The sequence below is a fragment of the Acidovorax sp. sif0632 genome, assembly GCF_019218805.1.
In the GTDB taxonomy this organism is placed as follows: domain Bacteria; phylum Pseudomonadota; class Gammaproteobacteria; order Burkholderiales; family Burkholderiaceae_C; genus Acidovorax; species Acidovorax facilis.
On record NZ_JAHUWW010000008.1, the window covers coordinates 198,786 to 220,668 of the forward strand.

General features: G+C 66.6%; 19 protein-coding genes. 12 read left to right on the top strand and 7 right to left on the bottom strand.

The window, feature by feature from the left end:
* Positions 1-1,092, bottom strand: coding sequence for an ABC transporter ATP-binding protein (locus KW832_RS22450; RefSeq protein ID WP_218301478.1), 1,092 nt, complete (start codon positions 1,090-1,092; stop codon positions 1-3).
* 191 nt (positions 1,093-1,283) lie between these two features.
* Between KW832_RS22450 and KW832_RS22455 the strand changes: the two genes are divergently transcribed.
* The 4 genes from KW832_RS22455 to KW832_RS22470 all read left to right on the top strand — a co-directional run bounded on the left by KW832_RS22455 (position 1,284) and on the right by KW832_RS22470 (position 5,273).
* Positions 1,284-2,048 carry a DeoR/GlpR family DNA-binding transcription regulator gene (locus tag KW832_RS22455; RefSeq protein ID WP_055395745.1) on the top strand — a complete coding sequence of 255 codons (765 nt, stop codon included), beginning with the start codon at positions 1,284-1,286 and terminating at the stop codon, positions 2,046-2,048.
* Positions 2,049-2,064: 16 nt separating this feature from the next.
* Positions 2,065-3,558, top strand: a complete 1,494-nt coding sequence (gene glpK, locus KW832_RS22460; protein ID WP_218301477.1) for a glycerol kinase GlpK — start codon at positions 2,065-2,067, stop codon at positions 3,556-3,558.
* Positions 3,559-3,749: 191 nt separating this feature from the next.
* Entirely contained in the window at positions 3,750-4,595 is an 846-nt protein-coding gene (proC, locus tag KW832_RS22465; RefSeq protein ID WP_218301476.1) for a pyrroline-5-carboxylate reductase, read from the top strand.
* 30 nt (positions 4,596-4,625) lie between these two features.
* A complete protein-coding gene (locus KW832_RS22470; RefSeq protein WP_218301475.1) occupies positions 4,626-5,273 on the top strand; it encodes a helix-turn-helix domain-containing protein in 648 nt (215 codons plus the stop codon).
* Here the strand turns inward: KW832_RS22470 and KW832_RS22475 are convergent.
* Together KW832_RS22475 and ubiA are read right to left on the bottom strand one after the other, a co-directional pair.
* Entirely contained in the window at positions 5,248-5,616 is a 369-nt protein-coding gene (locus KW832_RS22475; RefSeq protein ID WP_218301474.1) for a DUF1801 domain-containing protein, read from the bottom strand. The genes KW832_RS22470 and KW832_RS22475 overlap by 26 nt on opposite strands.
* Positions 5,617-5,756: 140 nt before the next feature.
* Positions 5,757-6,653 carry a 4-hydroxybenzoate octaprenyltransferase gene (gene ubiA / locus KW832_RS22480; protein WP_121508357.1) on the bottom strand — a complete coding sequence of 299 codons (897 nt, stop codon included), beginning with the start codon at positions 6,651-6,653 and terminating at the stop codon, positions 5,757-5,759.
* Positions 6,654-6,848: 195 nt separating this feature from the next.
* Between ubiA and KW832_RS22485 the strand changes: the two genes are divergently transcribed.
* From KW832_RS22485 to KW832_RS22500, 4 genes are read left to right on the top strand one after another with little or no spacing between them, the layout of a single operon-like run.
* A complete protein-coding gene (locus tag KW832_RS22485; protein ID WP_218301473.1) occupies positions 6,849-10,292 on the top strand; it encodes a response regulator in 3,444 nt (1,147 codons plus the stop codon).
* 8 nt (positions 10,293-10,300) lie between these two features.
* Positions 10,301-11,137 carry a protein-glutamate O-methyltransferase CheR gene (locus KW832_RS22490; RefSeq protein WP_218301472.1) on the top strand — a complete coding sequence of 279 codons (837 nt, stop codon included), beginning with the start codon at positions 10,301-10,303 and terminating at the stop codon, positions 11,135-11,137.
* Positions 11,134-11,757 (top strand): chemotaxis protein CheB, encoded by a 624-nt coding sequence (locus KW832_RS22495; RefSeq protein ID WP_218301471.1) that lies wholly within the window; start codon positions 11,134-11,136, stop codon positions 11,755-11,757. The genes KW832_RS22490 and KW832_RS22495 overlap by 4 nt, the downstream gene beginning before the upstream one ends.
* A gap of 52 nt (positions 11,758-11,809) precedes the next feature.
* Positions 11,810-12,934, top strand: coding sequence for a hybrid sensor histidine kinase/response regulator (locus KW832_RS22500; RefSeq protein ID WP_218301470.1), 1,125 nt, complete (start codon positions 11,810-11,812; stop codon positions 12,932-12,934).
* 97 nt (positions 12,935-13,031) lie between these two features.
* On the opposite strand, the gene KW832_RS22505 is transcribed toward KW832_RS22500, so the two are convergent.
* From KW832_RS22505 to recG, 4 genes are all read right to left on the bottom strand, one after another.
* Complete coding sequence (locus KW832_RS22505; protein WP_218301469.1) at positions 13,032-13,400, bottom strand: response regulator; 369 nt, start codon at positions 13,398-13,400, stop codon at positions 13,032-13,034.
* Positions 13,401-13,570: 170 nt separating this feature from the next.
* On the bottom strand, positions 13,571-14,071 hold the full coding sequence (locus KW832_RS22510) for a Dps family protein (RefSeq protein ID WP_055395640.1): 501 nt from the start codon (positions 14,069-14,071) through the stop codon (positions 13,571-13,573).
* A gap of 179 nt (positions 14,072-14,250) precedes the next feature.
* Positions 14,251-15,216 (bottom strand): LysR substrate-binding domain-containing protein, encoded by a 966-nt coding sequence (locus tag KW832_RS22515; RefSeq protein ID WP_121421399.1) that lies wholly within the window; start codon positions 15,214-15,216, stop codon positions 14,251-14,253.
* A gap of 21 nt (positions 15,217-15,237) precedes the next feature.
* The gene (recG, locus tag KW832_RS22520; protein WP_218301468.1) at positions 15,238-17,394 is read right to left on the bottom strand and encodes an ATP-dependent DNA helicase RecG; all 2,157 of its coding nucleotides are present in this window, start codon (positions 17,392-17,394) and stop codon (positions 15,238-15,240) included.
* A gap of 103 nt (positions 17,395-17,497) precedes the next feature.
* Here recG and KW832_RS22525 point away from each other — a divergent pair, with 103 nt between their 5' ends.
* From KW832_RS22525 to KW832_RS22540, 4 genes are all read left to right on the top strand, one after another.
* On the top strand, positions 17,498-18,778 hold the full coding sequence (locus KW832_RS22525) for an HD-GYP domain-containing protein (RefSeq protein WP_055395633.1): 1,281 nt from the start codon (positions 17,498-17,500) through the stop codon (positions 18,776-18,778).
* A 4-nt stretch (positions 18,779-18,782) separates the two neighbouring features.
* Entirely contained in the window at positions 18,783-19,739 is a 957-nt protein-coding gene (locus tag KW832_RS22530) for a 1-phosphofructokinase family hexose kinase (protein ID WP_218301467.1), read from the top strand.
* A 90-nt stretch (positions 19,740-19,829) separates the two neighbouring features.
* A complete protein-coding gene (gene queA / locus KW832_RS22535) occupies positions 19,830-20,975 on the top strand; it encodes a tRNA preQ1(34) S-adenosylmethionine ribosyltransferase-isomerase QueA (RefSeq protein WP_218301466.1) in 1,146 nt (381 codons plus the stop codon).
* Positions 20,972-21,877 (top strand): DMT family transporter, encoded by a 906-nt coding sequence (locus tag KW832_RS22540; RefSeq protein WP_218301465.1) that lies wholly within the window; start codon positions 20,972-20,974, stop codon positions 21,875-21,877. Before queA ends, KW832_RS22540 begins: the two co-directional genes overlap by 4 nt.
* Positions 21,878-21,883: the final 6 nt, after the last annotated feature.

Genomic DNA, 21,883 nt, shown 5'->3' on the forward strand with positions numbered 1-21,883 from the left:
TCAACGCCCTCCTTGTACAGCGTTCGGGCGCGCGGGCGCCCATGCCAGTCGGCCGTCAGCACCAAACACATAGGCCTGGGCCGGGTCCAGGTGCAGCGTGATGGGCGTGCCCAGTTCAAAGTAATGCACCCCGGTCAACTGCGCCACCAGGTCGCCCCAGGGCGTGGCCGCGTGCACAAAGGTGTCCGAGCCCGAAATTTCGGCCAGCTCGACCACTCCGCCCACGCTGATGTCGCCCGGGCGAGCCACCACGCGCAGCGCACTGGCGCGCACACCCACCGTGAGCCCTGCCGCCGTGGCCACACCTTGGGACAGGGGCACGGCCAGTTCTGCGCCGCCCTCCAAGCGCACACCCCCTGGGACCGCCGATGCGGCAATGAGATTCATGGGCGGGTCGCTGAAAGCACGCGCCACACGCAGCGAGTTGGGCGCATGGAACACCTCGGCCGTGGGGCCGTACTGCAGCAACTGACCTTCGTCGAGCACAGCGGTGTAGCCGCCGAGCAGCAGGGCCTCGCCCGGCTCGGTGGTGGCATACACCACGGTGGACTGGCCTGCAGCAAACAGCTGGGTCAGTTCTTCGCGCAACTCTTCACGCAGCTTGTAGTCCAGGTTCACCAGCGGTTCGTCCAGCAGCATCAGCGGCGCACCCTTGGCCAAGGCGCGGGCCAGCGCCACGCGCTGCTGCTGCCCACCCGACAGCTCGGCCGGGTAGCGGTCGAGAAACATGTCGATGTGCAGGCGGCTCGCAATTTCGCGCACGCGGGCGTCGATGTTCTTTTCGCCGCGCAGCTTCAGGGGCGACGCAATATTGGCCGCCACCTTCATGGAGGGATAGTTGATGAACTGCTGGTACACCATGGCCACGTTGCGGTCGCGCACTGGCATGCCGGTCACGTCCACGCCATCCACCATCACGCGCCCGGCCGTGGGCGTATCGAGCCCCGCCATGATGCGCATCAGGCTGGTCTTGCCCGCCTGCGTGGCGCCCAGCAGCACCGTGACGGCGCCGCTGTGCAGCGCCAGGCTCATGTCGTGGAGCCAAGTCTGCGGCCCTACCTTCTTGCTGATGCTGTCCAGTGCCAGCTGCATCACGCAACCTTTCTAATGACCCCCTGGGGGCTGTGTGGATCTGGCTTTCTGCTGCGCACGCAGCAAAGTGCCTCGTTTTCGATTGCGTTCATTTTTGTTCTTTTTTGATCGTATCGAATCAAGGTTTACCCTTAATGAGTTCCTTTTTGTTCGATTTAAAGTATCTCCACCCCATAAGCCGATTGATTCGCGTGAATACGAACCCCCGACAACTGCTGCTTCTCGAAGAAGTCCGCGCGCGCAAATCCGCCACGGTGGAACAACTGGCAGACACCCTGGGCGTGACCCTGCAGACCGTGCGACGTGACGTGCAGCGCCTGGCCGAGTCCGGCCTGCTCACGCGCTTTCATGGTGGCGTGCGCGTGCCCAGCTCCACGGTGGAAAACCTGGCCCACACCCAGCGCGAGACACTGCACGCCGAAGGCAAGGCCCGCATCGCGCGCGCCGTGGCCGAACAAGTGCCCAACGACTGCTCGCTGATCCTGAACATCGGCACCACCACCGAGGCCATCGCCAAAGCCCTGCTGCACCACCGCGGCCTGCGCGTGATCACCAACAACCTGAACGTGGCCGCCATCCTGAGCGGCAACCCCGAGTGCGAGGTCATCGTGGCCGGCGGCGTGGTGCGCGCCCGCGACCGGGGCATCGTCGGCGAAGCGGCGGTGGACTTCATCCGCCAGTTCAAGGTGGACATTGCGCTCATCGGCATCTCGGGCATCGAGCCCGACGGCTCCCTGCGCGACTTCGACTACCGCGAAGTGAAGGTGGCGCAAACCATCATCGAACACGCACGCGAGGTCTGGCTGGCGGCCGACTTCAGCAAGTTCAACCGCCCAGCCATGGTGCAACTGGCCACACTGGCGCAAATCGACCGCCTGTTCACCGACGCGCCGCCGCCTGAGCCGTTTCCGGCGTTGCTGCAAGACGCCGAAGTCGTTTGCACTGTGGCCGCTTGATCACCTGACATTCACCATGACCTACCTGCTCGCACTCGACCAAGGCACCTCCAGCTCCCGCAGCATCGTTTTCGACGAAGGCGGCCACATCGTGGCGCAAGCCCAGTTGGAGCTGCCGCAGATCTACCCCCAGCCCGGCTGGGTGGAGCACGACCCGCTGGAGATCTGGCGCACCCAGCTCGCCACCGCACGCGATGCTCTGGCCAAGGCGGGCATTGCCGCGAGCGCCGTGCGCGCCGTGGGCATCACCAACCAGCGCGAAACCACGGTGCTATGGAACCGCCAAACCGGCCAGCCCGTGCACCACGCCATCGTGTGGCAAGACCGGCGCGCCGAACCCGCCTGCGCCCAGCTGCGCGAACAAGGCCATGCCGCCACCATCCAGGCCAAGACCGGCCTGCTGGTGGATGCCTACTTCTCCGGCACCAAGCTGCAGTGGCTGCTGGACCATGTTCCCGGCGCGCGCGACGCGGCGGAGCGCGGTGAGCTGGCCTTTGGCACGGTGGACAGCTGGCTGATGTGGAAGCTGACCCACGGCAAGGTGCATGTGACGGATGTAAGCAACGCCTCGCGCACCATGCTGTTCAATGTGCACACCAACCAGTGGGACGACGAGCTGCTGGCGCTGCTGCGCATTCCCAAGGCGCTGATGCCCGAGGTGCTGCCGTCCAGCGCCCACTTTGGCGACATCGCGGCCGACCTGCTGGGCCACAGCATCCGCATCGGCGGCGTGGCGGGCGACCAGCAAAGCGCGCTGTTCGGCCAGGCCTGCTTCACCGCCGGCATGGCCAAGAACACCTACGGCACGGGCTGCTTCATGCTCATGCACACAGGCGGCACGTTCCAGACATCGCAAAACGGCCTGCTCACCACCAGCGCAGCGCAAGCGACGGCGCAACCTGAATTTGCGATGGAAGGCAGCGTGTTTGTCGGCGGCGCGGTGGTGCAGTGGCTGCGCGACGGGCTGCGCGCCATCTCCACCAGCAACGAGGTGGAGTCGCTTGCGCAGAGCGTGCCCGATTCGGGCGGCGTGATGATGGTGCCCGCCTTCACCGGCCTGGGCGCCCCGTACTGGAAACCCGACTCGCGCGGCACCATCACCGGCCTCACACGCGGCACCACGCTGGGCCACATCGCCCGCGCGGCGCTGGAGAGCATTGCCTACCAGAGCGCCGCCCTGCTGCTGGCCATGAGCCGCGACGCCGTGGCCGCTGGCGGTGCGCCCGTGAGCGAACTGCGCGTGGACGGCGGCGCCTGCATCAACGACCTGCTGATGCAGTTCCAGGCCGACCTGCTGGGCATTCCGGTGGTACGGCCTGCCGTCATCGAGACCACGGCGCTCGGGGCCGCGTACCTGGCCGGGCTGTCGAGCGGCGTGTACCGCAGCACGGATGAACTCTCGCGGCTGTGGCGCGCCGACCGGCACTTTGTGCCCACGCTCAGCAGCGCGCGTGCGCAGGAGCTGATGGCGAACTGGGAACACGCCGTTCGCCAAACAGTAGCTGAGTAGCTCCCCCTGAGGCGCTGCGCGCCTTCCCCCTCTCTGCTTCGCTTTGCTCGCGGAGGGAGACGCTCCCAGCGCGGCGGGGCGGCCCTTGCGCGGGAGCACTGGCTTTGGCCACGCCGGTTGCACGAGTCTTCGAGCAACTCATAGGTCTAGCGGCGCTACCATCGGCTCTCCCTTTCCAGCCTGCCCGCAAAATGACCTCCCCCGCTCCAGCCACAGCAAACTCCTCCCTTCCCACCATCGCCTTCATCGGCGGCGGCAACATGGCCAGCGCCATCATCGGCGGGCTGATCCGCCAGGGCCACCCGGCCAGCCAGATCGAGGTGGTCGAACCCTGGGCCGATGCGCGCGCTGCGCTGCAAAAGAACTACGGGATCGAAGCCCAGCCTGAAGCGGGCCCTGCCCTGCAGCGCGCCCGCATCGTGGTGTGGGCCGTCAAGCCCCAGACCTTCAAAGATGCCGCCGCGCAGGCAAAAGCTCACACGCAACAGGCCTTGCACCTGAGCGTGGCCGCCGGCATCCGCTCCGACAGCATTGCCCAATGGCTCTCCACCGAGCGCATCGTGCGCACCATGCCCAACACGCCAGCGCTGGTGGGCAAGGGCATGAGCGCGCTGTACGCCCGCCCTGCCGTGGACGCGGCCGAACGCGCACAAGTCGAAGCCATCATGGCGTCCACCGGCGAGTTCCTTTGGGTGGAGTCTGAAAAGCAGCTTGACGCCGTCACCGCCCTGTCGGGCTCTGGCCCCGCCTACGTTTTCTACTTCCTGGAAGCCATGACACGCGCGGGCACCGACATGGGCCTGACCGAGCAGCAGGCGCACCAGTTGGCAGTGGGCACATTTGTCGGCGCATCAGAACTGGCACGCCGCTCCGACGAGCCCCCGGCCGTGCTGCGCCAGCGCGTCACGTCCAAGGGCGGCACGACCTATGCTGCCTTGCAATCCATGGAATCGGCCGGCGTCGCTGCTGCCTTTGAACGCGCCATGGAGGCCGCACGCCAGCGCGCCGATGAACTGGGGAATGAATTCGGGGGGTAGTGCACTGAGTCAGTGCAATCGGTGCTCTCCATGCCCCAGCTCCTGCAGCCCTTTGAAACCTGGCACCACACATCGGCCTCGGCCGACAGCACGGTGGTGGTTCCTGATGGGTGCCGTGACCTGATCCTGCATGCCCTCCCCCACCAGCCGCCCACCTGGTTTGTGACCGACCTGGCAGACACCACCTACACCGTGCCGGGCATGGTGGGCGAGCGCTACTGGGGATTTCGCATGCAGCCGGGCGCGCAGGTGGATGCCAAGCGCCTGCTGGCCTTGTTGCACAAACGCTCCATGAACGACGCCCACGATGCCCTGCCCCTGCTGCACGACTGCATGGTGCTGGATGCGCGTGTGGCCGATGCGCTGCAAAGCCTGGCGCGTCACAGCCAGGTGGCCCAGGCAGCGCGGCAACTGGGCGTGTCGGAGCGCACCCTGCAGCGGCTGGTGCAGGTCGCCACCGGGCGCCCCCCGGCTTATTGGAAGTGCCTGGCCCGCGTGCGCCGTGCTGCGCAGGCGCTGCCGGAGGCACCCTCGCTCGCGGAGTGCGCAGCGGACCATGGCTACACCGACCAGGCCCACATGACCCGCGAATTTGGGCGCTGGTTGGGCCGCACGCCCGCAGCAGTGGTGGCCTCGCCCCAGTGGCAGGCGGCTATTGGCGCTTCGGGCTATTGCTGAGGGAGCACGCCAATCCCAGGTAGTGGGCCACCTGCTTGGCAGCCAGGTCTTCTGGCGTGTGCAGTTTGATGTGCCTGCGCTGTTTGCCAGCGCCCTCCAGCACCTTGAATTCGTCCGCCAGCTGGGCGCCATCACCGAACTCCAGCGACACATGCTGGGTGTACGCAAACAGGCCGCAAAAAGACGCTGGTGCCGAAAAGAGGATGCCGCCATATTTGACCTCCTCGCGCACATCCGGCCCCAGGGCAAGAACAAGGGCGCGGGCGCCCTGCAGCACGCTGTATTGATCTGGATGGCGCTGCCGGATGTCCTGCAGCAGTTTATGGACGCGGTCTTCGGCCATGGATGAAGGGGAGCAAAAATGGGTTTGAATGAAAGCTGCAGGCGGGCTCGCGGCTTCCAATCAATGTAGCGAATGGCGTGGAAACCGGCTTGTAAAAACCCGCCACAACCATCACAGACAATCCCGGCCGCGCGCCGTAGTCAGCCCGTCAGCCCCAGCCACCGCAGCAGATAGCTGCCCGCAATGCCGGCAAACACCGTGGCGCCCAGCCAGTGGTTGACGCGGAACGCCTTGAAACACCCTTCGCGCGAGCGGGTCCGGATCAGCGTAAAGTGCCACAGCACCTGCGCCAGCGCAACGGCAATTGCTATATAAAATATAGCATTCAGTGCATATGGATAAAGCGCTAGGGCCCAAATAGACAAAAAAAGCAGATAGAACGCCACGATGGCCGGCACATCCCAGCGCCCCAGCGTGATGGCCGAGGTCTTGATGCCGATCTTGAGGTCGTCATCCCGATCCACCATGGCGTATTCGGTGTCGTAGGCCAGCACCCAGAACAGGTTGCCCAGCCACATCCACCAGGCCACGGCGGGCACGCTGCCCTGCACGGCGGCAAAGGCGATGACGATGCCGAAATTGAACGCAATGCCCAGCACCGCCTGGGGCATGGAAATGATGCGTTTAGTGAACGGGTAGGCAATGGCCACCAGCACGGCGGGCACCGACCAGGCGATGGCGGCCTGGTTGGTGGTGAGCACCAGGCCAAACGACACCAGCGCCAGCACCGCGCCCAGGCTCAGCGCCTCTTTCACCGACACCGCACCGGTCGTGACGGGCCGCTGCGCCGTGCGTTTGACGTGTTTGTCAAAGTCGCGGTCGGCCACGTCGTTCACGCAGCAGCCTGCGCTGCGCATGAGGAAGGTGCCCAGCACAAACACCACCAGCAGGTGCCAGCCCGGAAAGCCGTCGGCTGCAATCCACAGCGCGCTCAGCGTCGGCCACAGGCACACCAGCCAGCCGGCGGGGCGGTCCCAGCGGATCAGGTCGAGATAGAGCGAAAAACGGCTGCGGGGGGAAACAGGGGACGACGACATGATGGGACCATTACAAGAACAGGCTCAGCAGCAAGACGCTGCGGCGGGTGGCGGGCCACGGGCGCACAGAATGTAGCAGCAGCGCCGCGACCGGGACACGCATCACGAGGCCAGGTAACCGCCCCAGCGCGCGCAAAAAACCCGTTAAAGTCTCCGCTCGTTCCCCCAACGTACCGCCCTCTGGGGCACCAACGCATGCCCCATACATCGACCTCCCAGGCCGCCACGCGTTTTGCTGTCCCCCGCGGAATGCTGGTGGGATTTGTGATTGCGGCCCTCGCCACGGTGCTGATCGCGCTGGTGAACTTCCGCACCGCCCAGGTGCGCTCGCACGCTGTGGAAGCCATGGACGAGACCACGGTGACCATGCGCCACCTCAACCTGTTCGTGTCTTCGCTGAAAGACGCCGAGACCGGGCAACGCGGCTATCTGCTGACGGGGGACGACACCTATCTGCAGCCCTACAACCTGTCCCTGGGCGCCATGGAGCGCAACATGGCGCGCCTCAAGGAGCTGACGGACGACAGCGCCGTGCAGCGCCGCCTGGTGCTGCAGATCGACGACCTGCGCCACGAAAAACTGCGCGAGCTGGGCGAGACCATTGAACTGCGCCGCTCGAAGGGCCAGGAAGCCGCCGTGGCCGTGACCCGCAGTGATGCCGGCCGGGTGCTGATGGACCGCATCCGCGACCTGGCGTCGGACCTGTCCACACTGCTGAACCAGCAGCTGGAAAACGAACGCAAGCAATGGGTGGAGGCGGCGGCCATGTCCACCTACTACTCCTGGGGCGGATCGTTCGTGCTGCTGGTGCTCATCTGCCTGTCGGCCGCCGCCAATGCGCGGGAGTACCGCCTCAAGGCCCAGCAGTCGTGGGTGGCGGCCGGCCTCAACGGGCTGAGCCAGCGCATCCAGGGCGACCACCGGCTGGAGGACCTGGGCCAGCTCACGCTCGAATACTTGGCGCAATACCTGCGCGCGGCCGTGGGGGCAGGCTATGTGGCCGACTGCAACGGCGCGCTCACCCTGTTTGGTGGCTACGCCCTGCCCCGCGAACGGCTGGAGCAGCGCCTGCTGCTCGGCGAAGGCCTGGTGGGCCAGGTCGCGCGCTCGCGCCAGATGCTGCATGTGCGCGATGTGCCCGCCGGGCACCTGATGGTGTCGTCCAGCACCGGCCAGTCCGCACCGACCGAGCTGCTGCTGGCGCCCGCCATCGAGAACGGCGAAGTGTTTGCCGTGATCGAACTGGGCTTTCATCGCCCGCTGACCGAGCCTGAGCGCACCCTGATGGAACGCGCCTCGGGCATTCTGGCGGTGGCGATCCGCGCTGGGATTGACCGCAACCGCCTGGAAGCCTTGCTGGAAGAAACCCAGCGCCAGTCCGAAGAGCTGCAGACCCAGCAAGAAGAGCTGCGTGTGAGCAACGAGGAGCTGGAGCAGCAAAGCCGCATCCTGCAAGAGTCGCAGGCCCAGATGGAGGTGCAGCAGACCGAGCTGGAGCAGACCAACGCCCACCTGGAGGCGCAGACCCAGCAGCTGGAATACCAGCGCGAACAACTGCTGCGCGCCCAAAGCGCCATGACGGACAAGGCCCGCGAACTGGAGCTGGCCAGCCAGTACAAGAGCGAGTTCCTGGCCAACATGAGCCACGAGCTGCGCACACCGCTCAACTCCACGCTGATCCTCGCCAAACTGCTGTCCGACAACAAGCCGGGCAACCTGAGCGCCGAGCAGGTGAAGTACGCGCAGACCATTTACGCGGCGGGCAACGACCTGCTGGCACTCATCAACGACATCCTCGACCTGTCCAAGATCGAGGCCGGCCAGGCCACCGTGTCGGTGGAAACGGTGACGCTGTCCAAGGCACTGCAAACCCTGATCGACCCGCTGCGCCCGCTGGCGCAAGAGAAGGGCCTGACGCTCACGGCCACCGTCGCGCCCGACGCACCCGCCATGCTGGACACCGACCCGCAGCGCCTGGGGCAGGTGCTCAAGAACCTGCTTTCCAACGCGCTCAAGTTCACCGAGAAAGGATCGGTGGCGCTGCATGTGTCGCGCAACCCGGACGACACCCTGTCGTTTGCCGTCAAGGACACCGGCATCGGCATTCCGGCGCACCAGCAGGAGCTGATTTTCGAAGCCTTCCGCCAGGCCGATGGCAGCACCCACCGCAAGTACGGCGGCACGGGCCTGGGCCTGTCGATCTCGCGCGATCTGGCGCAGCTGCTGGGAGGCTCCATCCACGTGCACAGCACGCCGGGGGAAGGCAGCGTCTTCACGCTGGTCCTGCCCCAGAAGCTGGTGCCTTCGTCGCCTGAAGCTGCGCCGGCAGCGCCGCTGGCGGCGGCAGCTCCAGCCCACACGGCGGCACCGGTCGTCTCACCGGTTCCTTCGGCCCCCGCGTTGCCACCCGTGGCGGCCCCCACCGCACCCGCAGCCCCGCGCCGCGCGAGCGCGCGCAGCATTCTGGTGATTGAGGACGACGTGCGCTTTGCGCAGATCCTGAGCGACCTGGCCGGTGAGATGGATTTTGACTGCCACCTGGCCCACAACGCGGCCGACGGCCTGGCCTACGCCGTACACAGCCTGCCCAGCGCCATCGTGCTGGACGTGAACCTGCCCGACTTCTCGGGCCTGGGCGTGCTCGACCAGCTCAAGCGCAACCCGGCCACGCGCCACATTCCGGTGCACGTGGTCTCGGTGGCCGATTACTCGCAAGAGGCCTTGGGCCGGGGCGCAGTGGGCTACGCCCTCAAGCCCGTCAAGCGCGATGAACTGGTGCATGCCCTGCAGCGACTGGAAGCCAAGTTCACCCAGAACCTGCGGCGCGTGCTGGTGGTGGAAGACGACGAACGCCAGCGCGAGAGCGTGCGCCACCTGCTCACCAACGACGACGTGGAGATCGTGGGCGCCGGCACGGCGGCCGAGGCGCTGGCGCACCTGCGCGGCTCCACCTTTGACTGCATGGTGATGGACCTGAACCTGCCCGACCTGAGCGGCTACGAATTGCTGCAGCAGATGACGGAGCAGGACGGCGTCTCCTTCCCGCCCGTCATCGTGTACACAGGCCGCGCCCTGTCGCGCGACGAGGAGCAGCAGCTGCGCCGGTTTTCCAAGTCCATCATTATCAAGGACGCCCGCTCCCCCGAGCGGCTGCTCGACGAGGTCACGCTGTTCCTGCACCAGGTGGAGTCGGAGCTGTCGGCAGAGCACCGCCAGATGCTGCAGGTGGCCCGCAACCGCGAGACTGCCCTGGAAGGCCGCAACGTGCTGGTGGTGGAAGACGATGTACGCAACGTGTTTGCGCTCTCCAGCATCCTGGAGCCCACCGGCATCCGCGTGGAGATCGCGCGCAACGGCCTGGAGGCCCTGCAGGCGCTGGAACGCGCCGGCAGCGGCAGCCACCCTGCGATTGACCTGGTGCTGATGGACATCATGATGCCGGAGATGGACGGCTACACCGCCATGCGCGAGATCCGCAACCGCCCCGAGTGGCGCCGCCTGCCCATCATCGCGTTGACCGCCAAGGCCATGAAGGACGACCAGGAAAAATGCCTGGCCGCCGGGGCCAATGACTACATCGCCAAACCGCTGGACGTGGAGAAGCTGCTGTCCCTGGTGCGGGTGTGGATGCCCAAGTAGGCCCCGCCATGCCCCATCGCAAGGCCCGCACCGCCGACATCGAGCAGCGCCTGCTGATCGATGCCATCTACCACCGCTACCACTACGACTTCAGGGGCTACGCGCAGGCGTCGCTCAAGCGGCGGCTGGCGTCGGCGCTGGTGCAGTTTGACTGCAAGACGCTGTCGCAGCTGCAGGACCGTGTGCTGCACGAGCCCGCCGTGTTCCCTGCGCTGCTCGAATACCTCACCGTGCAGGTGAGCGACATGTTCCGCGACCCCAGCTACTTCCAGGCGCTGCGCCAGGAGGTGGTGCCGCTGCTGCGCACCTACCCGTCGCTCAAGGTCTGGGTGGCCGGGTGCAGTGCGGGGGAAGAGGTGTATTCGCTGGCCATCCTGCTGCAGGAAGAAGGCCTGCTGGACCGCACGCTGATCTACGCCACCGACATCAACCCGCACGCGTTGCGCGCGGCAGAGTCTGGAGTGTTCGACGTGTCGCGGGTGGCGGCTTTTACCGAGAACCATGCGCGATCCGGCGCCCGCAGTTCGTTGTCGGACTACTACGCTGCCGGCTATGGCCGCGTGGTGTTCGACAAGGGCTTGCGCGAGCACATGGTGTTCTCTGACCACAGCCTGGCCACCGACAGCGTGTTTGCCGAGGTTCATCTGGTGTCCTGCCGCAATGTGCTCATCTACTTCGAGCGCGACCTGCAGAACCGTGCACTCGGGCTGTTCCGCGAGTCGCTGTGCCACCGGGGCTTCCTGGGCCTGGGCTCCAAGGAGTCTCTGCGGTTTTCTGCGCACACCGATGCCTTCGAGGACTTCGTGCTGGAGGACCGCATCTACCGAAAAAGGGCCGGACTATGACCAGCCCCGCCCTGGCGCCAAGGCCATCGCCACCGGGGGGCTACCACGCCGTCGTGGTGGGTGGCTCTTCGGGCGGTATTGATGCCCTCTTGCAGCTGCTGCCCGCGCTGCCCGCCACACTGCAGGCCGCGGTTCTGGTTGTGCTGCACCTGCCCCGAGACCGTCGCAGCCTGCTGGTGGACATCTTCCAGCCCCGCTGCGCCCTGACGCTGCGCGAGGCGCAGGACAAGGACGCCATCACGCCAGGCTCGGTCAGCTTTGCGCCCCCTGACTATCACCTGTTGGTCGATGCCGGGCCCCGGGGTCCGCATGTGGGGCTGTCGCTGGACGCCCCTCTGCATTTTTCCCGCCCCTCCATCGACGTGCTGTTCGAATCGGCGGCAGACCACTACGGCCCCCGGCTGGTGGGCATCCTGCTGTCGGGCGCCAACGAAGACGGTGTGCACGGCCTGCAAGCCATTCAGGCGGGGGGCGGCCTCACGATCGTGCAAGACCCCGCCAGCGCCAGCATGCCCACCATGCCGCAGGCGGCCATCGCGGCCTTGGCGGTTGACCACATCCTGCCCCCTGAAGGCATTGCCAGGCTGCTGGCGGACCTGCACCAGCGCCAGCAGCTTTGATACGGGCATATGCGTCCTTCCTTGAGAACCCCATCCACCCTCCCCACCGCCCATGCCCCAGACCGACCGCACCAAATGCCTGCTCGTTGACGATGTCGAGGAAAACCTGATCGCCCTGGAGGCGCTGCTGCAACGCGACGGACTGGACATCCTCAAGGCCCAGTCGGGCCCCGAGGCCCTGGAACTGCTGCTGGCGCATGACGACGTGGCCCTGGCCTTGCTGGACGTGCAAATGCCCGAGATGAACGGCTTCGAGCTGGCGGAACTGATCCGGGGCAGCGAGCGCACCCGGCACATTCCGCTCATCTTCATGACGGCGGGCTCACGCGAGCAGAACTGGCAGTTCCGGGGGTACGAGAGCGGGGCGGTGGACTTTCTCTACAAACCCATCGACCCGCACATGCTCACCAACAAGGCGAGCGTGTTCTTTGAACTGCACCGGCGCAAGCAGGCGCTGGCGCATGAGCTGCGCGCGCGCACCGAGGCCTTGCGCATCAACGAAATGTTCATGGCCGTGCTGAGCCACGACCTGCGCACACCGCTGCAGTCCATCGTCGCGGCGGCCACCGTGCTCAAGCGCCAGCCGCCCCCCGACAAGGCGGTGCTGATGGCCGACCGGGTGCTGGGCGCCAGCCAGCGCATGGGCCACATGATCGAAGACCTGCTGGACGTGACCCGCATTCGCCAGGCGGGCGGGCTGGCGCTGCAGCTGGGCTCCACCCACATGCAAGCGCTGGTGCAGCGCACGCTGGATGAGATGGCCACCAGCCACCCGGAACGCTACATCGGGTCCACCCTGCAAGGCGACCTGGCCGGCACCTGGGATGCCGAACGCCTATGTCAGGTGATCACCAACCTGGTTGGCAACGCCCTGCACCATGGCAGAGTCGACCACCCTGTGCAGATTGCAGTGGACGGTACCAGCCCTGAGGAGGTGAGCATCACGGTGTCCAACGGCGGCACCATTCCCCCTGCGCTGCTGCCGCATTTGTTCGACCCGTTCCGGGGTGGAGAGCGTGAGCCCGGCCGCCACCAAGGGCTGGGGCTGGGGCTCTTCATTGCGTACCAGATCGTGCGGGCCCACCATGGAACCATCGAGGCCCAGTCACGGGACGATGTCACGACCTTTCGGGTGAGGCTGCCGCGCCACTCGCCAGTACGCAGCCCCCGCAATTGACTGCGCGCAGCCCAGCACAACAGCGCAGGTCGCCACGACCAGGCGGGTGGCGTGATGAAGTAAAGGATGAACAGCGAGCGATCGGCGCTAGCAAGCCTCAGCCGGCGGCTGAAGCCCGCGCTGTATGGATGGACTCGAGCAAATGCTCCAGCTCTTCCAGCTCAAAAGGTTTGAGCAATGCGCGCACGTTGGGCCCCCAACTGCGCGGGTGGCTACCCAGCTCGTAGCCGGAGCACAGCACCACCCACCGCTGCGGATCATCCGCCAGCAGCTGGCGGGCCAGTTCCGTGCCCGAAAGGCCGGGCAGGCTGACATCGGTCACCACCACATCAAAGACGTCCCCAGCATCCAGAGCCAGCGCCTCCTCGGCAGTGGCGCAGGGCGTGACCGTCCGGCCTTCACCTTCCATAAGCATGCCGATGGTCTCGCGCAGCTCCGGGTTGTCTTCAACGTACAGGATTCGCATACATCAGAGGGGATTGATACGCCATGCCGCCCTGCGAAGAAGGGAGCATGACCAAAACCCGCATCATGCGCAGGCGATGGAACTGCGCCATGTAGGACAAGGCGCTCTTTTTCTCTGTGCTGCAGTGTTCTGCGCCCCTCGGGTAATGCGCGTGGAAGCTGCGAACCCTTTTACTCTTCGAGCAGCGAGCGCAGCATCCACGCCGTCTGCTCGTGCACCGTGAGGCGCTGCGTCAGCAGGTCGGCCGTGGGCTCGTCGCTGGCCTTGTCGGCCAGGGGGAACAGGCTGCGCGCGGTGCGGGCCACGGCCTCATGGCCTTCGACCAGCACGCGCACCATCTCCAGTGCCTTGGGCGGCTTGGCGGGCGCATCGGGCACCGTGGCCAGCTTGCCGAATTCGGCATAGGAGCCCGGCGCCACATGGCCCAGCGAGCGGATGCGCTCGGCAATCGGGTCCACGGCATTCCACAGCTCGGTGTACTGCGCCATGAACATGGTGTGCAGCGTGTTGAACATGGGGCCCGTCACGTTCCAGTGGAAGTTGTGGGTGGTGAGGTACAGCGTGTAGGTGTCGGCCAGCAGGCGCGACAGGCCCTGGGCGATGGCAGCGCGGTCCTTGTCGCTGATGCCGATGTTGATGGTAGGGGCGGTGGTCTTGGAGGCCTTTGCCATGTCATTGCTCCTGAAGTGAAGATGGATTCGACAGCAGATGCCCGCCGACCCGTCGGGCCTGGAGGCATCGCACCAAAAACACTGTAGCGCAAGGCCATGACCAGCGAGCCTGACCTGCGTCAGAGCCACACCACGGCAGCAGGACATCGCCCGCCAGCGCGGCACAGGCCAGGCCTGCCTTACGACAGCCGCTTGACCCCCGGCAGCTCGCAGGCATACACCGCGTTGCGCAATGACGCAATGGCTTCATACCGGGTAAAGCTGCGCCGCCATGCCAGCACCACGCGGCGCATGGGTGGCGGGCCGCCGTCTTCTTCGCGGATGGGCAGGTAGCGGATATAGCTTTCGTCGCTCTTACGGCGGCGTGACACGGTGAGCAGCGCATCGCGCGGCACCGAAAGGCGCGGCACCAGCGTCACGCCCATGCCTGCGGCCACCATGTGCTTGATGGTTTCGAGCGAAGAGCCTTCAAACGACTTGCGGATGCCCTCGGCGTTGCTCGCAAAGCGCGCAAATTCGGGGCAGACCTCCAGCACATGGTCGCGAAAACAATGGCCCGCCCCTAGCAGCAGCATGGTCTCGCTCTTGAGTTCGGCCGCCGTCACGGACTTCTTCGCCGCCAGCGGGTGCGTGCTGGGCACGGCCGCCATGAAGGGCTCGTCATATAGCGGCGCCATGGCCAGGCCCGTGTCGGGGAAAGGTTCGGCCAAGATGGCACAGTCGATCTCGCCGGTGCGCAGCATCTCCAGCAGCTTGACGGTGAAGTTCTCCTGCAGCATCAGCGGCATCTGGGGTGTGCGCGTGATGGACTGGCGCACCAGTTCAGGCAGCAGGTAGGGCCCGATGGTGTAGATGACCCCCAGGGTGAGCGGCCCCGCCAGCGGGTCCTTGCCGCGCTTGGCAATCTCCTTGATGGCCGCCGCCTGCTCCAGCACGCTCTGCGCCTGGCGCACGATCTCTTCGCCCAGCGGCGTCACCGAAACCTCACCCGCGCTGCGCTCGAAGAGCTTCACATCCAGCTCTTCTTCCAGCTTCTTGATGGCCACCGACAGTGTGGGCTGCGACACGTAGCAGGCATCGGCCGCATGACCAAAGTGCTTCTCCCGCGCTACGGCAACGATGTACTTGAGTTCGGTGAGGGTCATGGTGTGTTCCAGCAGGCCGTGTCATGCCTTGAGATAGTCGGATTTTCCACCCAACCAGCGCGCGACGTGCTTTGCGGCCAGGTCAGGATACCGGTCCAGCATCTGCGGCGCCAGTTCGCGCGCCCATTCGAGCAGGTGGGTGTCGGTCGCCAGGTCGGCAAAGCGCAGCAGCGCATCCCCCGACTGGCGCGCGCCCAGAAACTCACCGGGGCCGCGAATCTCCAGATCGCGCCGGGCGATCTCGAAGCCGTCGTTGGTTTCGGCCATGGCGCGCAGGCGCTCCTTGGCGGTTTCGCCCACGCGGCCGCTGTCGTTGGTGGCATACAGCAGCACGCAGGCCGAGGCCGCCGCACCCCGCCCCACCCGGCCGCGCAGCTGGTGCAGCTGGCTCAGGCCAAAACGTTCGGCATGTTCGATGACCATGAGGGACGCGTTGGGCACGTCCACGCCCACTTCGATCACCGTGGTGCTGACCAGCACGTCCATCTGGCCGCTGGTGAAGAGCGCCATCACGGCCTTCTTCTCGGCCGTGGGCATGCGCGAGTGCAGCAGACCGACCATGCAGCCCGGCAAGGCCTCGCTCAGATCGGCGTGGGTGGCGGTGGCGTTACTCAGATCCAGCGCCTCGCTCTCTTCAATCAGCGGGCACACCCAGTACACCTGCCGCCCGGCCTCGACCTGCGCGCCGATGCGTGCGATCACCTCGTCCTTGCGGCTGTCGGCAATGAGTTTGGTGACGATGGGCGTGCGGCCTGGCGGTAGCTCGTCGATGACGGACACGTCCAGGTCGGCGTAGTAGCTCATGGCCAGCGTGCGCGGGATGGGCGTGGCACTCATCATGAGCATGTGGGGCTCCATGCCATGGGCAGCGAGTTTCTGCCGCAAGGCAAGCCGCTGCGCCACGCCAAAACGGTGCTGCTCGTCGATGATGGCCAGCGCCAGGTTCTTGAACTGCACCTGCTCCTGGATCACGGCGTGGGTGCCAACCACCAGCGCGGCCTCGCCGCTGGCCACCAGCGCGAGCATGGCGGTGCGATCCTTCTTTTTCTGCCCGCCCACCAGCCAGGCGACCCTGCGGCCGCGCTCGGCCAGCAGGGGTTCGAGCCAGCCGATCATCTTGGCGAAATGCTGCTCGGCCAGGATTTCGGTGGGGGCCATCAGCGCGCACTGCCAGCCCGCATCCATCGCCAGACAGGCGGCCAGGGCCGAGACCACGGTTTTGCCCGAGCCCACATCACCCTGCAGCAGCCGGTGCATGGGCACCTGGCGGGCCAGGTCGGCGGCAATTTCTTCGCCCACGCGGCGCTGGGCGGAGGTGAGGCTGAACGGCAGCACGGCCAGCAACTGCTCATGCAGCGGCAAGGCACCGTCGGCGGCTTTTTGGGCGCGCAACACGGGCGCACGCAGCATGTCGCGTGCGCGGCGCGACTGCTGCTGCGATAGCTGCTGGGCCAGCAACTCCTCGGCCTTGAGGCGCTGCCACGCGGGGTGGCTGTGGTCCTCCAGCGTGGACAGCGCCACATCGGGCGTGGGGTGGTGCAAAAAAGTGAGCGCCTCGCGCAGGCTGAATAAGCGCTGGAGGCCATTTTGGCCATAAACCCGAGTCACCGGCGGCTCGGCACCGGGTGGCAGGGTGTCTGACAAGTCCACCCGCGTCAGCGCGCCCACCACCGCACGGCGCAGGTAGGGCTGGGGCAAACCGGCGGTGGTGGGGTAGACGGGCGTCAACGCCGCAGGCAGCTCGCCGCCCGCCACGCGGAACGCCGGGTGCATCATCTGCCGCCCCCAGAAGCCGCCCTTGATCTCACCCCGGATGCGCAGGCGCGCACCCACGGCCAGGGTTTTCTGGTGCGAGGGGTAGAAGCTGAAGAAGCGCAGCTCGCACGAGCCGGTGTCGTCCTCCACCTGCACCAGCAGCTGGCGGCGCGGGCGTAGCTGAATCTCGCTCGCAGTCACCGTGGCTTCGATCTGCACCATCTGCCCGTCGCGCGCATTAGCCAGCGGGGTGATGCGGGTTTCATCCTCGTAGCGCAGGGGCAGGTGCAGGGCGAGGTCGATGTCACGTTGGAGCCCCAGCTTTTGCAGCGCCTTTTGTGCCACCGACGCGCCGCCTTTGGCCGCAGCAGGGGCTGCCGAAGCCTTGGCGCTAAGGGAAACTCTGGGGGCTGCGGCGGGCATGTAGCGGGTTCTGCGAACGACAAGGGTGGGGCAAAAAGGCTACCATGGTTACCGTTGATTACGCCTAAAGACGGGCGTTTATTCAGAGTCCAGGTCCCCTACCATGCTCAAGCGCATTCACATTCAGCATCTCACCCTGGGCATGTATCTGCACGAGTTCTGCGGGTCGTGGATGGACCACCCGTTCTGGCGGGCCAAGTTCTTGCTCAAAGACCCCGGGGACCTGGCCCGGATACAAGCCACTGCCATCCAGGAAATCTGGATTGACACCGACAAGGGGCTGGACGTGGCGGCGGGCACCGCGTCGGTGTCGCGCGAGGAGGCCGACGCGCAGATTGACACCGACTTCAGTCGCCTGGAGGACCTGCCGCCCATCAAAGTCACGCTGCCATCCCCACCGCCACCGCCCAAGCGCAACCGCAATCCTGCGGACATGCACAGCGAACTCAAGATGGCCGCTGCCATCTGCGTGAAATCCAAAGAAGCCGTGGTCTCGATGTTCAACGAGGCCCGCATGGGCCGCGCGGTGGACTCGGCGAGTGCACAGAGCCTGGTGGAAGAAATTTCGGATTCCGTCACCCGCAACCCCGGCGCGCTCATCAGCCTGGCGCGCCTGAAAACGGCCGACGACTACACCTACATGCACTCGGTGGCGGTGTGCGCGCTGATGGTGGCGCTGGCCAAGCAGCTCAAACTCAAGGACGACCAGCAGCGGCTCGCTGGCATGGCAGGCCTGCTGCACGACCTGGGCAAGGCGGCCATCCCGCTGGCCGTGCTCAACAAGCCCGGCAAGCTCACCGACCAGGAATTCACCGTGGTGCGCAGCCACCCGGTGGAGGGCTACCACATGCTCAAGGAGGGCGGCAACGTACCCGACGCGGTGCTGGATGCCTGTCTGCACCACCATGAAAAAGTCGATGGCTCCGGCTACCCCGACAAGCTGCAGGGCGAAGGCATCAGCGTGATCGCGCGCATGACGGCCATTTGCGACGTGTACGACGCCATCACCTCCGACCGGCCCTACAAGCGTGGATGGGACCCCGCCGAGTCACTGCGCCGCATGGCCGAGTGGACCAAGGACCATTTCGACGCCCGCATCTTCCAGGCCTTTGTCAAAAGTATCGGCATCTACCCTGTGGGCTCGCTCGTGCGCCTGACCTCGGGCCGCATCGGCGTGGTCACCGAGCAATCGGCCGCCGCACTCACCGCCCCCATGGTCAAGGTGTTCTTCTCGACCAAGTCCGACCTGCGCATCCCCCCAGAAATGGTGGACCTGTCTGCCCCGGGCTGCACCGAGAAGATCGTTGCGCGCGAAGACCCCGACAAGTGGCGCTTTCCGGACCTGAACGAGCTATGGTCAGGCTTTGCCGAGAAGGTCTGGTAGCCCGATGCCCGCACTGATCACCCTCACGCTGAACCCCGCCCTCGACCTGGCCACCACCACCTACCACGTTGCACCCACCCACAAGCTGCGCTGCGGCCCGGTGCAGCGCTTTGCGGGTGGCGGAGGCATCAACGTGGCGCGGGTGCTGCACCGCCTGGGCGCAGATGTGTGCGCCTGGGCGCTGGCGGGCGGTGCGGCGGGCACACAGGTGCGGCAGTTGCTGGCCGCGGAGGGCGTGCCCACGCTGCTGCAACCAATTTCGGGCGATACGCGCGAGAACTTCTCGGTGGTCGAGACCACCACAAGCCAGGAGTTTCGTTTTGTGCTGCCCGGCCCCACGCTGCAGGCCAGCGAGTGGCAGGCCTGCCTGGATGCGCTGGCTACCCACACCCCACCACCCCGCTGGCTGATTGCCAGCGGCAGCCTGCCGCCTGGCACGCCGGACGACTTCTACGCCCAGCTGGCACGTGCCGTAGCCGGCCGGGGCTTGCGGGTGGCCGTCGACACCTCGGGGCCGCCGCTGGCGGCGGCCTTGCAGGCCGGGGTGGCGCTGGTCAAGCCCAGCCTGCGCGAGCTGCGCGACGTGATGCAAAAGCCGCTGGAACATGCGGCCGACTGGTGCACCGCCGCCCAGTCGCTGGTGCACAGCGGCGCTGCCGACATCGTGGCCCTGTCGGTGGGCGAGCAAGGCGCCGTGCTGGCCACACGGGAGGGGGTATGGCAGGCGCCAGCGCTGAACGTGCCCGCTACGACCGGCACCACGGGCGCTGGGGACTGCTTTTTGGCGGCGCTGGTCTGGGCGCTGGACCGGGGCGATGCGCCCGCCGAGGCGCTGCGCTGGGGCGTGGCCGCAGGCGCTGCCGCGCTGCTGCACCCTGGCACCGCGCTCGCACAGGCGGATGACGTGCGGCGGCTGGTGCGCAGTGTGCCCGCGCCGATGGCGTTCACCCCCCAGCCATAGCACCGCGCCTGCAGCGCCCGCACCCGCGTGTGACAATCGCGCCTTCCGCAATTTTTACCTTGGCACGGGCCCGTTCGGCCCTCAAGCACGATGACTGATCTCTCCAGCGGCGCAGCCAGCGCCCCCACAACACCCCGCGTGTTCACCCTCAGCGACTTCGACTTCTCGCTGCCCCCCGAACTCATTGCCCAGCACCCCGCACCCGAACGCAGCGCCTCGCGCCTGCTCGACGGCCGCGCCATGCAGCCGGTGGACCGCATCTTTCGTGAGCTGCCCGGCCTGCTGCGCGAGGGCGACCTGCTCGTCTTCAACGACACGCGCGTGGTCAAGGCACGCATCTTTGGCGAGAAGGCCAGCGGCGGCAAGCTGGAGCTGCTGATCGAACGCGTGTTGCCCGCAAAGGCTGGCAACCCAGGTAATGAAGTCGTGGCCCACATGAAGGTCAGCAAGAAGCCCCTGCCCGGCAGCGTGGTGCACATGGCTGGTGGCCGCAAGGCGGGCGGCTTTGACGCGCAGCTGCTGGGCCGCTGGCCCACCGAGGACGGCCCGCTGTTCCGCTTTGCGCTGCACGGCCCCGCAGGCGAGTCACCCTGGGAGCTGATGGACCGCCACGGCCACCTGCCGCTGCCGCCCTACATCGAGCGCCAGCAAAACACCGACCACGACCCGGACGAGGCCGAGGACAGCCAGCGCTACCAGACCGTGTTTGCGCGCAACCCCGGCGCCGTGGCCGCGCCCACGGCCGCGCTGCACTTTGACGAAGGCGTGCTGGCCGACATGGCCGCACGCGGCATCGAGCGCGCCAGCGTCACGTTGCACGTGGGCGCAGGCACCTTCCAACCTTGCAAGACCGAGAACCTGGCCGAGCACCAGATGCACAGCGAGTGGTACGAGATTCCCCTGGCCACGCTGGCCGCGCTGGAGCGCTGCCGCCAGCGCGGCGGCCGCGTGGTGGCCGTGGGCACCACCACCGTGCGCACACTCGAATCCTGGGCGAAGACGGGCCAGGCCTCTGGCGACACCAACATCTTCATCACACCGGGCTTTGCATTCCAGGTGGTGGATGTGCTGATCACCAACTTCCACCTGCCCAAAAGCACGCTGATGATGCTGGTGAGCGCGTTTGCGGGCTACGCCCACATCATGGGCCTGTACCGGCACGCCATTGCGCAGCAGTACCGCTTCTTCAGCTATGGCGACGCGATGCTGCTGGAGCGTGCACGCAGCACGCCGTGAGTTCCTCAGGCCCTGCGACGTCGACCAGCCCCGCAGCCCGCCGGCGTGCGGCGCTGGCGGGCATCGCGCTTGCCGTCACGGCCTGCGCGTTCTTTGCGCTGCTGGACACCGCGAGCAAGCTGGTCAGCGTGGGCGTACCCATCGTCATGGCGCTGTGGATGCGCTATGTGTTCCAGTCGCTGCTGACCACGGCCTTCGTGCTGCAACGGGCGGGGCGCCCTGCCCTGCGCACCACACAGCCCCGCTTCCAGGCCTTGCGCGGTGCGCTGTTCGCCATGACCAGCCTGTTCGGCTTCATCAGCCTCACGGCCCTGCCACTGGCGGAGTTCACGGCCATCGTGGCCACGGTGCCGCTGTGTGTGACGGTGGTGGCGGCCCTGTGGCTGCACCAGCCCGTGAGCGCGGTGCGCTGGCTGCTGGTGGTCACCGGCCTGGCGGGTACGCTGGCCATCATCCGGCCCGGTGGCGAGGCCTTCACCTGGGCGCTGCTGTGGCCGCTGTGCATGCTGGCTGCGGGCACGGGCTACCAGGTGTTGAGCAGCAAGATGGCAGGCCAGGAGAGCCCCGCCACCACGCAGCTCTACACCAGCTGGATCGCCACCGCGCTGGTGTCGCTGGGCGTGCCGTTCTTCTGGCAGCCGGTGAGCGACCCGTGGCTATGGGCCTGCATGTTCACCATGGGCCTGTCGAGCGCGGTGGGCCACATGCTGCTGCTCCATGCCTATGCGCGCACCACGCCGGTGACGATCGCGCCGTTCCTGTATTCGCAGATCGGGTTTGCCATGCTGGCGGGCTGGCTGGTGTACCGCCATGTGCCCGATGGCTGGTCGATGGCCGGGATCGCCGCGATCGTGCTCAGCGGCGCGGCCAGCACCTGGCTGACCGTGCGGGAAACGCGCTGACGGCAC

Coding starts and splice junctions, on each gene's coding strand:
- ubiA (WP_121508357.1), bottom strand. CDS start 6,653: ATGTCGTCGTCCCCTGTTTCCCCCCGCAGCCGTTTTTCGCTCTATCTC.
- KW832_RS22500 (WP_218301470.1), top strand. CDS start 11,810: ATGCCCCAGACCGACCGCACCAAATGCCTGCTCGTTGACGATGTCGAG.
- KW832_RS22515 (WP_121421399.1), bottom strand. CDS start 15,216: ATGACCCTCACCGAACTCAAGTACATCGTTGCCGTAGCGCGGGAGAAG.
- KW832_RS22450 (WP_218301478.1), bottom strand. CDS start 1,092: ATGCAGCTGGCACTGGACAGCATCAGCAAGAAGGTAGGGCCGCAGACT.
- KW832_RS22475 (WP_218301474.1), bottom strand. CDS start 5,616: ATGGCCGAAGACCGCGTCCATAAACTGCTGCAGGACATCCGGCAGCGC.
- KW832_RS22470 (WP_218301475.1), top strand. CDS start 4,626: ATGCCCCAGCTCCTGCAGCCCTTTGAAACCTGGCACCACACATCGGCC.
- KW832_RS22505 (WP_218301469.1), bottom strand. CDS start 13,400: ATGCGAATCCTGTACGTTGAAGACAACCCGGAGCTGCGCGAGACCATC.
- KW832_RS22485 (WP_218301473.1), top strand. CDS start 6,849: ATGCCCCATACATCGACCTCCCAGGCCGCCACGCGTTTTGCTGTCCCC.
- KW832_RS22525 (WP_055395633.1), top strand. CDS start 17,498: ATGCTCAAGCGCATTCACATTCAGCATCTCACCCTGGGCATGTATCTG.
- glpK (WP_218301477.1), top strand. CDS start 2,065: ATGACCTACCTGCTCGCACTCGACCAAGGCACCTCCAGCTCCCGCAGC.
- queA (WP_218301466.1), top strand. CDS start 19,830: ATGACTGATCTCTCCAGCGGCGCAGCCAGCGCCCCCACAACACCCCGC.
- KW832_RS22495 (WP_218301471.1), top strand. CDS start 11,134: ATGACCAGCCCCGCCCTGGCGCCAAGGCCATCGCCACCGGGGGGCTAC.
- recG (WP_218301468.1), bottom strand. CDS start 17,394: ATGCCCGCCGCAGCCCCCAGAGTTTCCCTTAGCGCCAAGGCTTCGGCA.
- KW832_RS22530 (WP_218301467.1), top strand. CDS start 18,783: ATGCCCGCACTGATCACCCTCACGCTGAACCCCGCCCTCGACCTGGCC.
- proC (WP_218301476.1), top strand. CDS start 3,750: ATGACCTCCCCCGCTCCAGCCACAGCAAACTCCTCCCTTCCCACCATC.
- KW832_RS22510 (WP_055395640.1), bottom strand. CDS start 14,071: ATGGCAAAGGCCTCCAAGACCACCGCCCCTACCATCAACATCGGCATC.
- KW832_RS22490 (WP_218301472.1), top strand. CDS start 10,301: ATGCCCCATCGCAAGGCCCGCACCGCCGACATCGAGCAGCGCCTGCTG.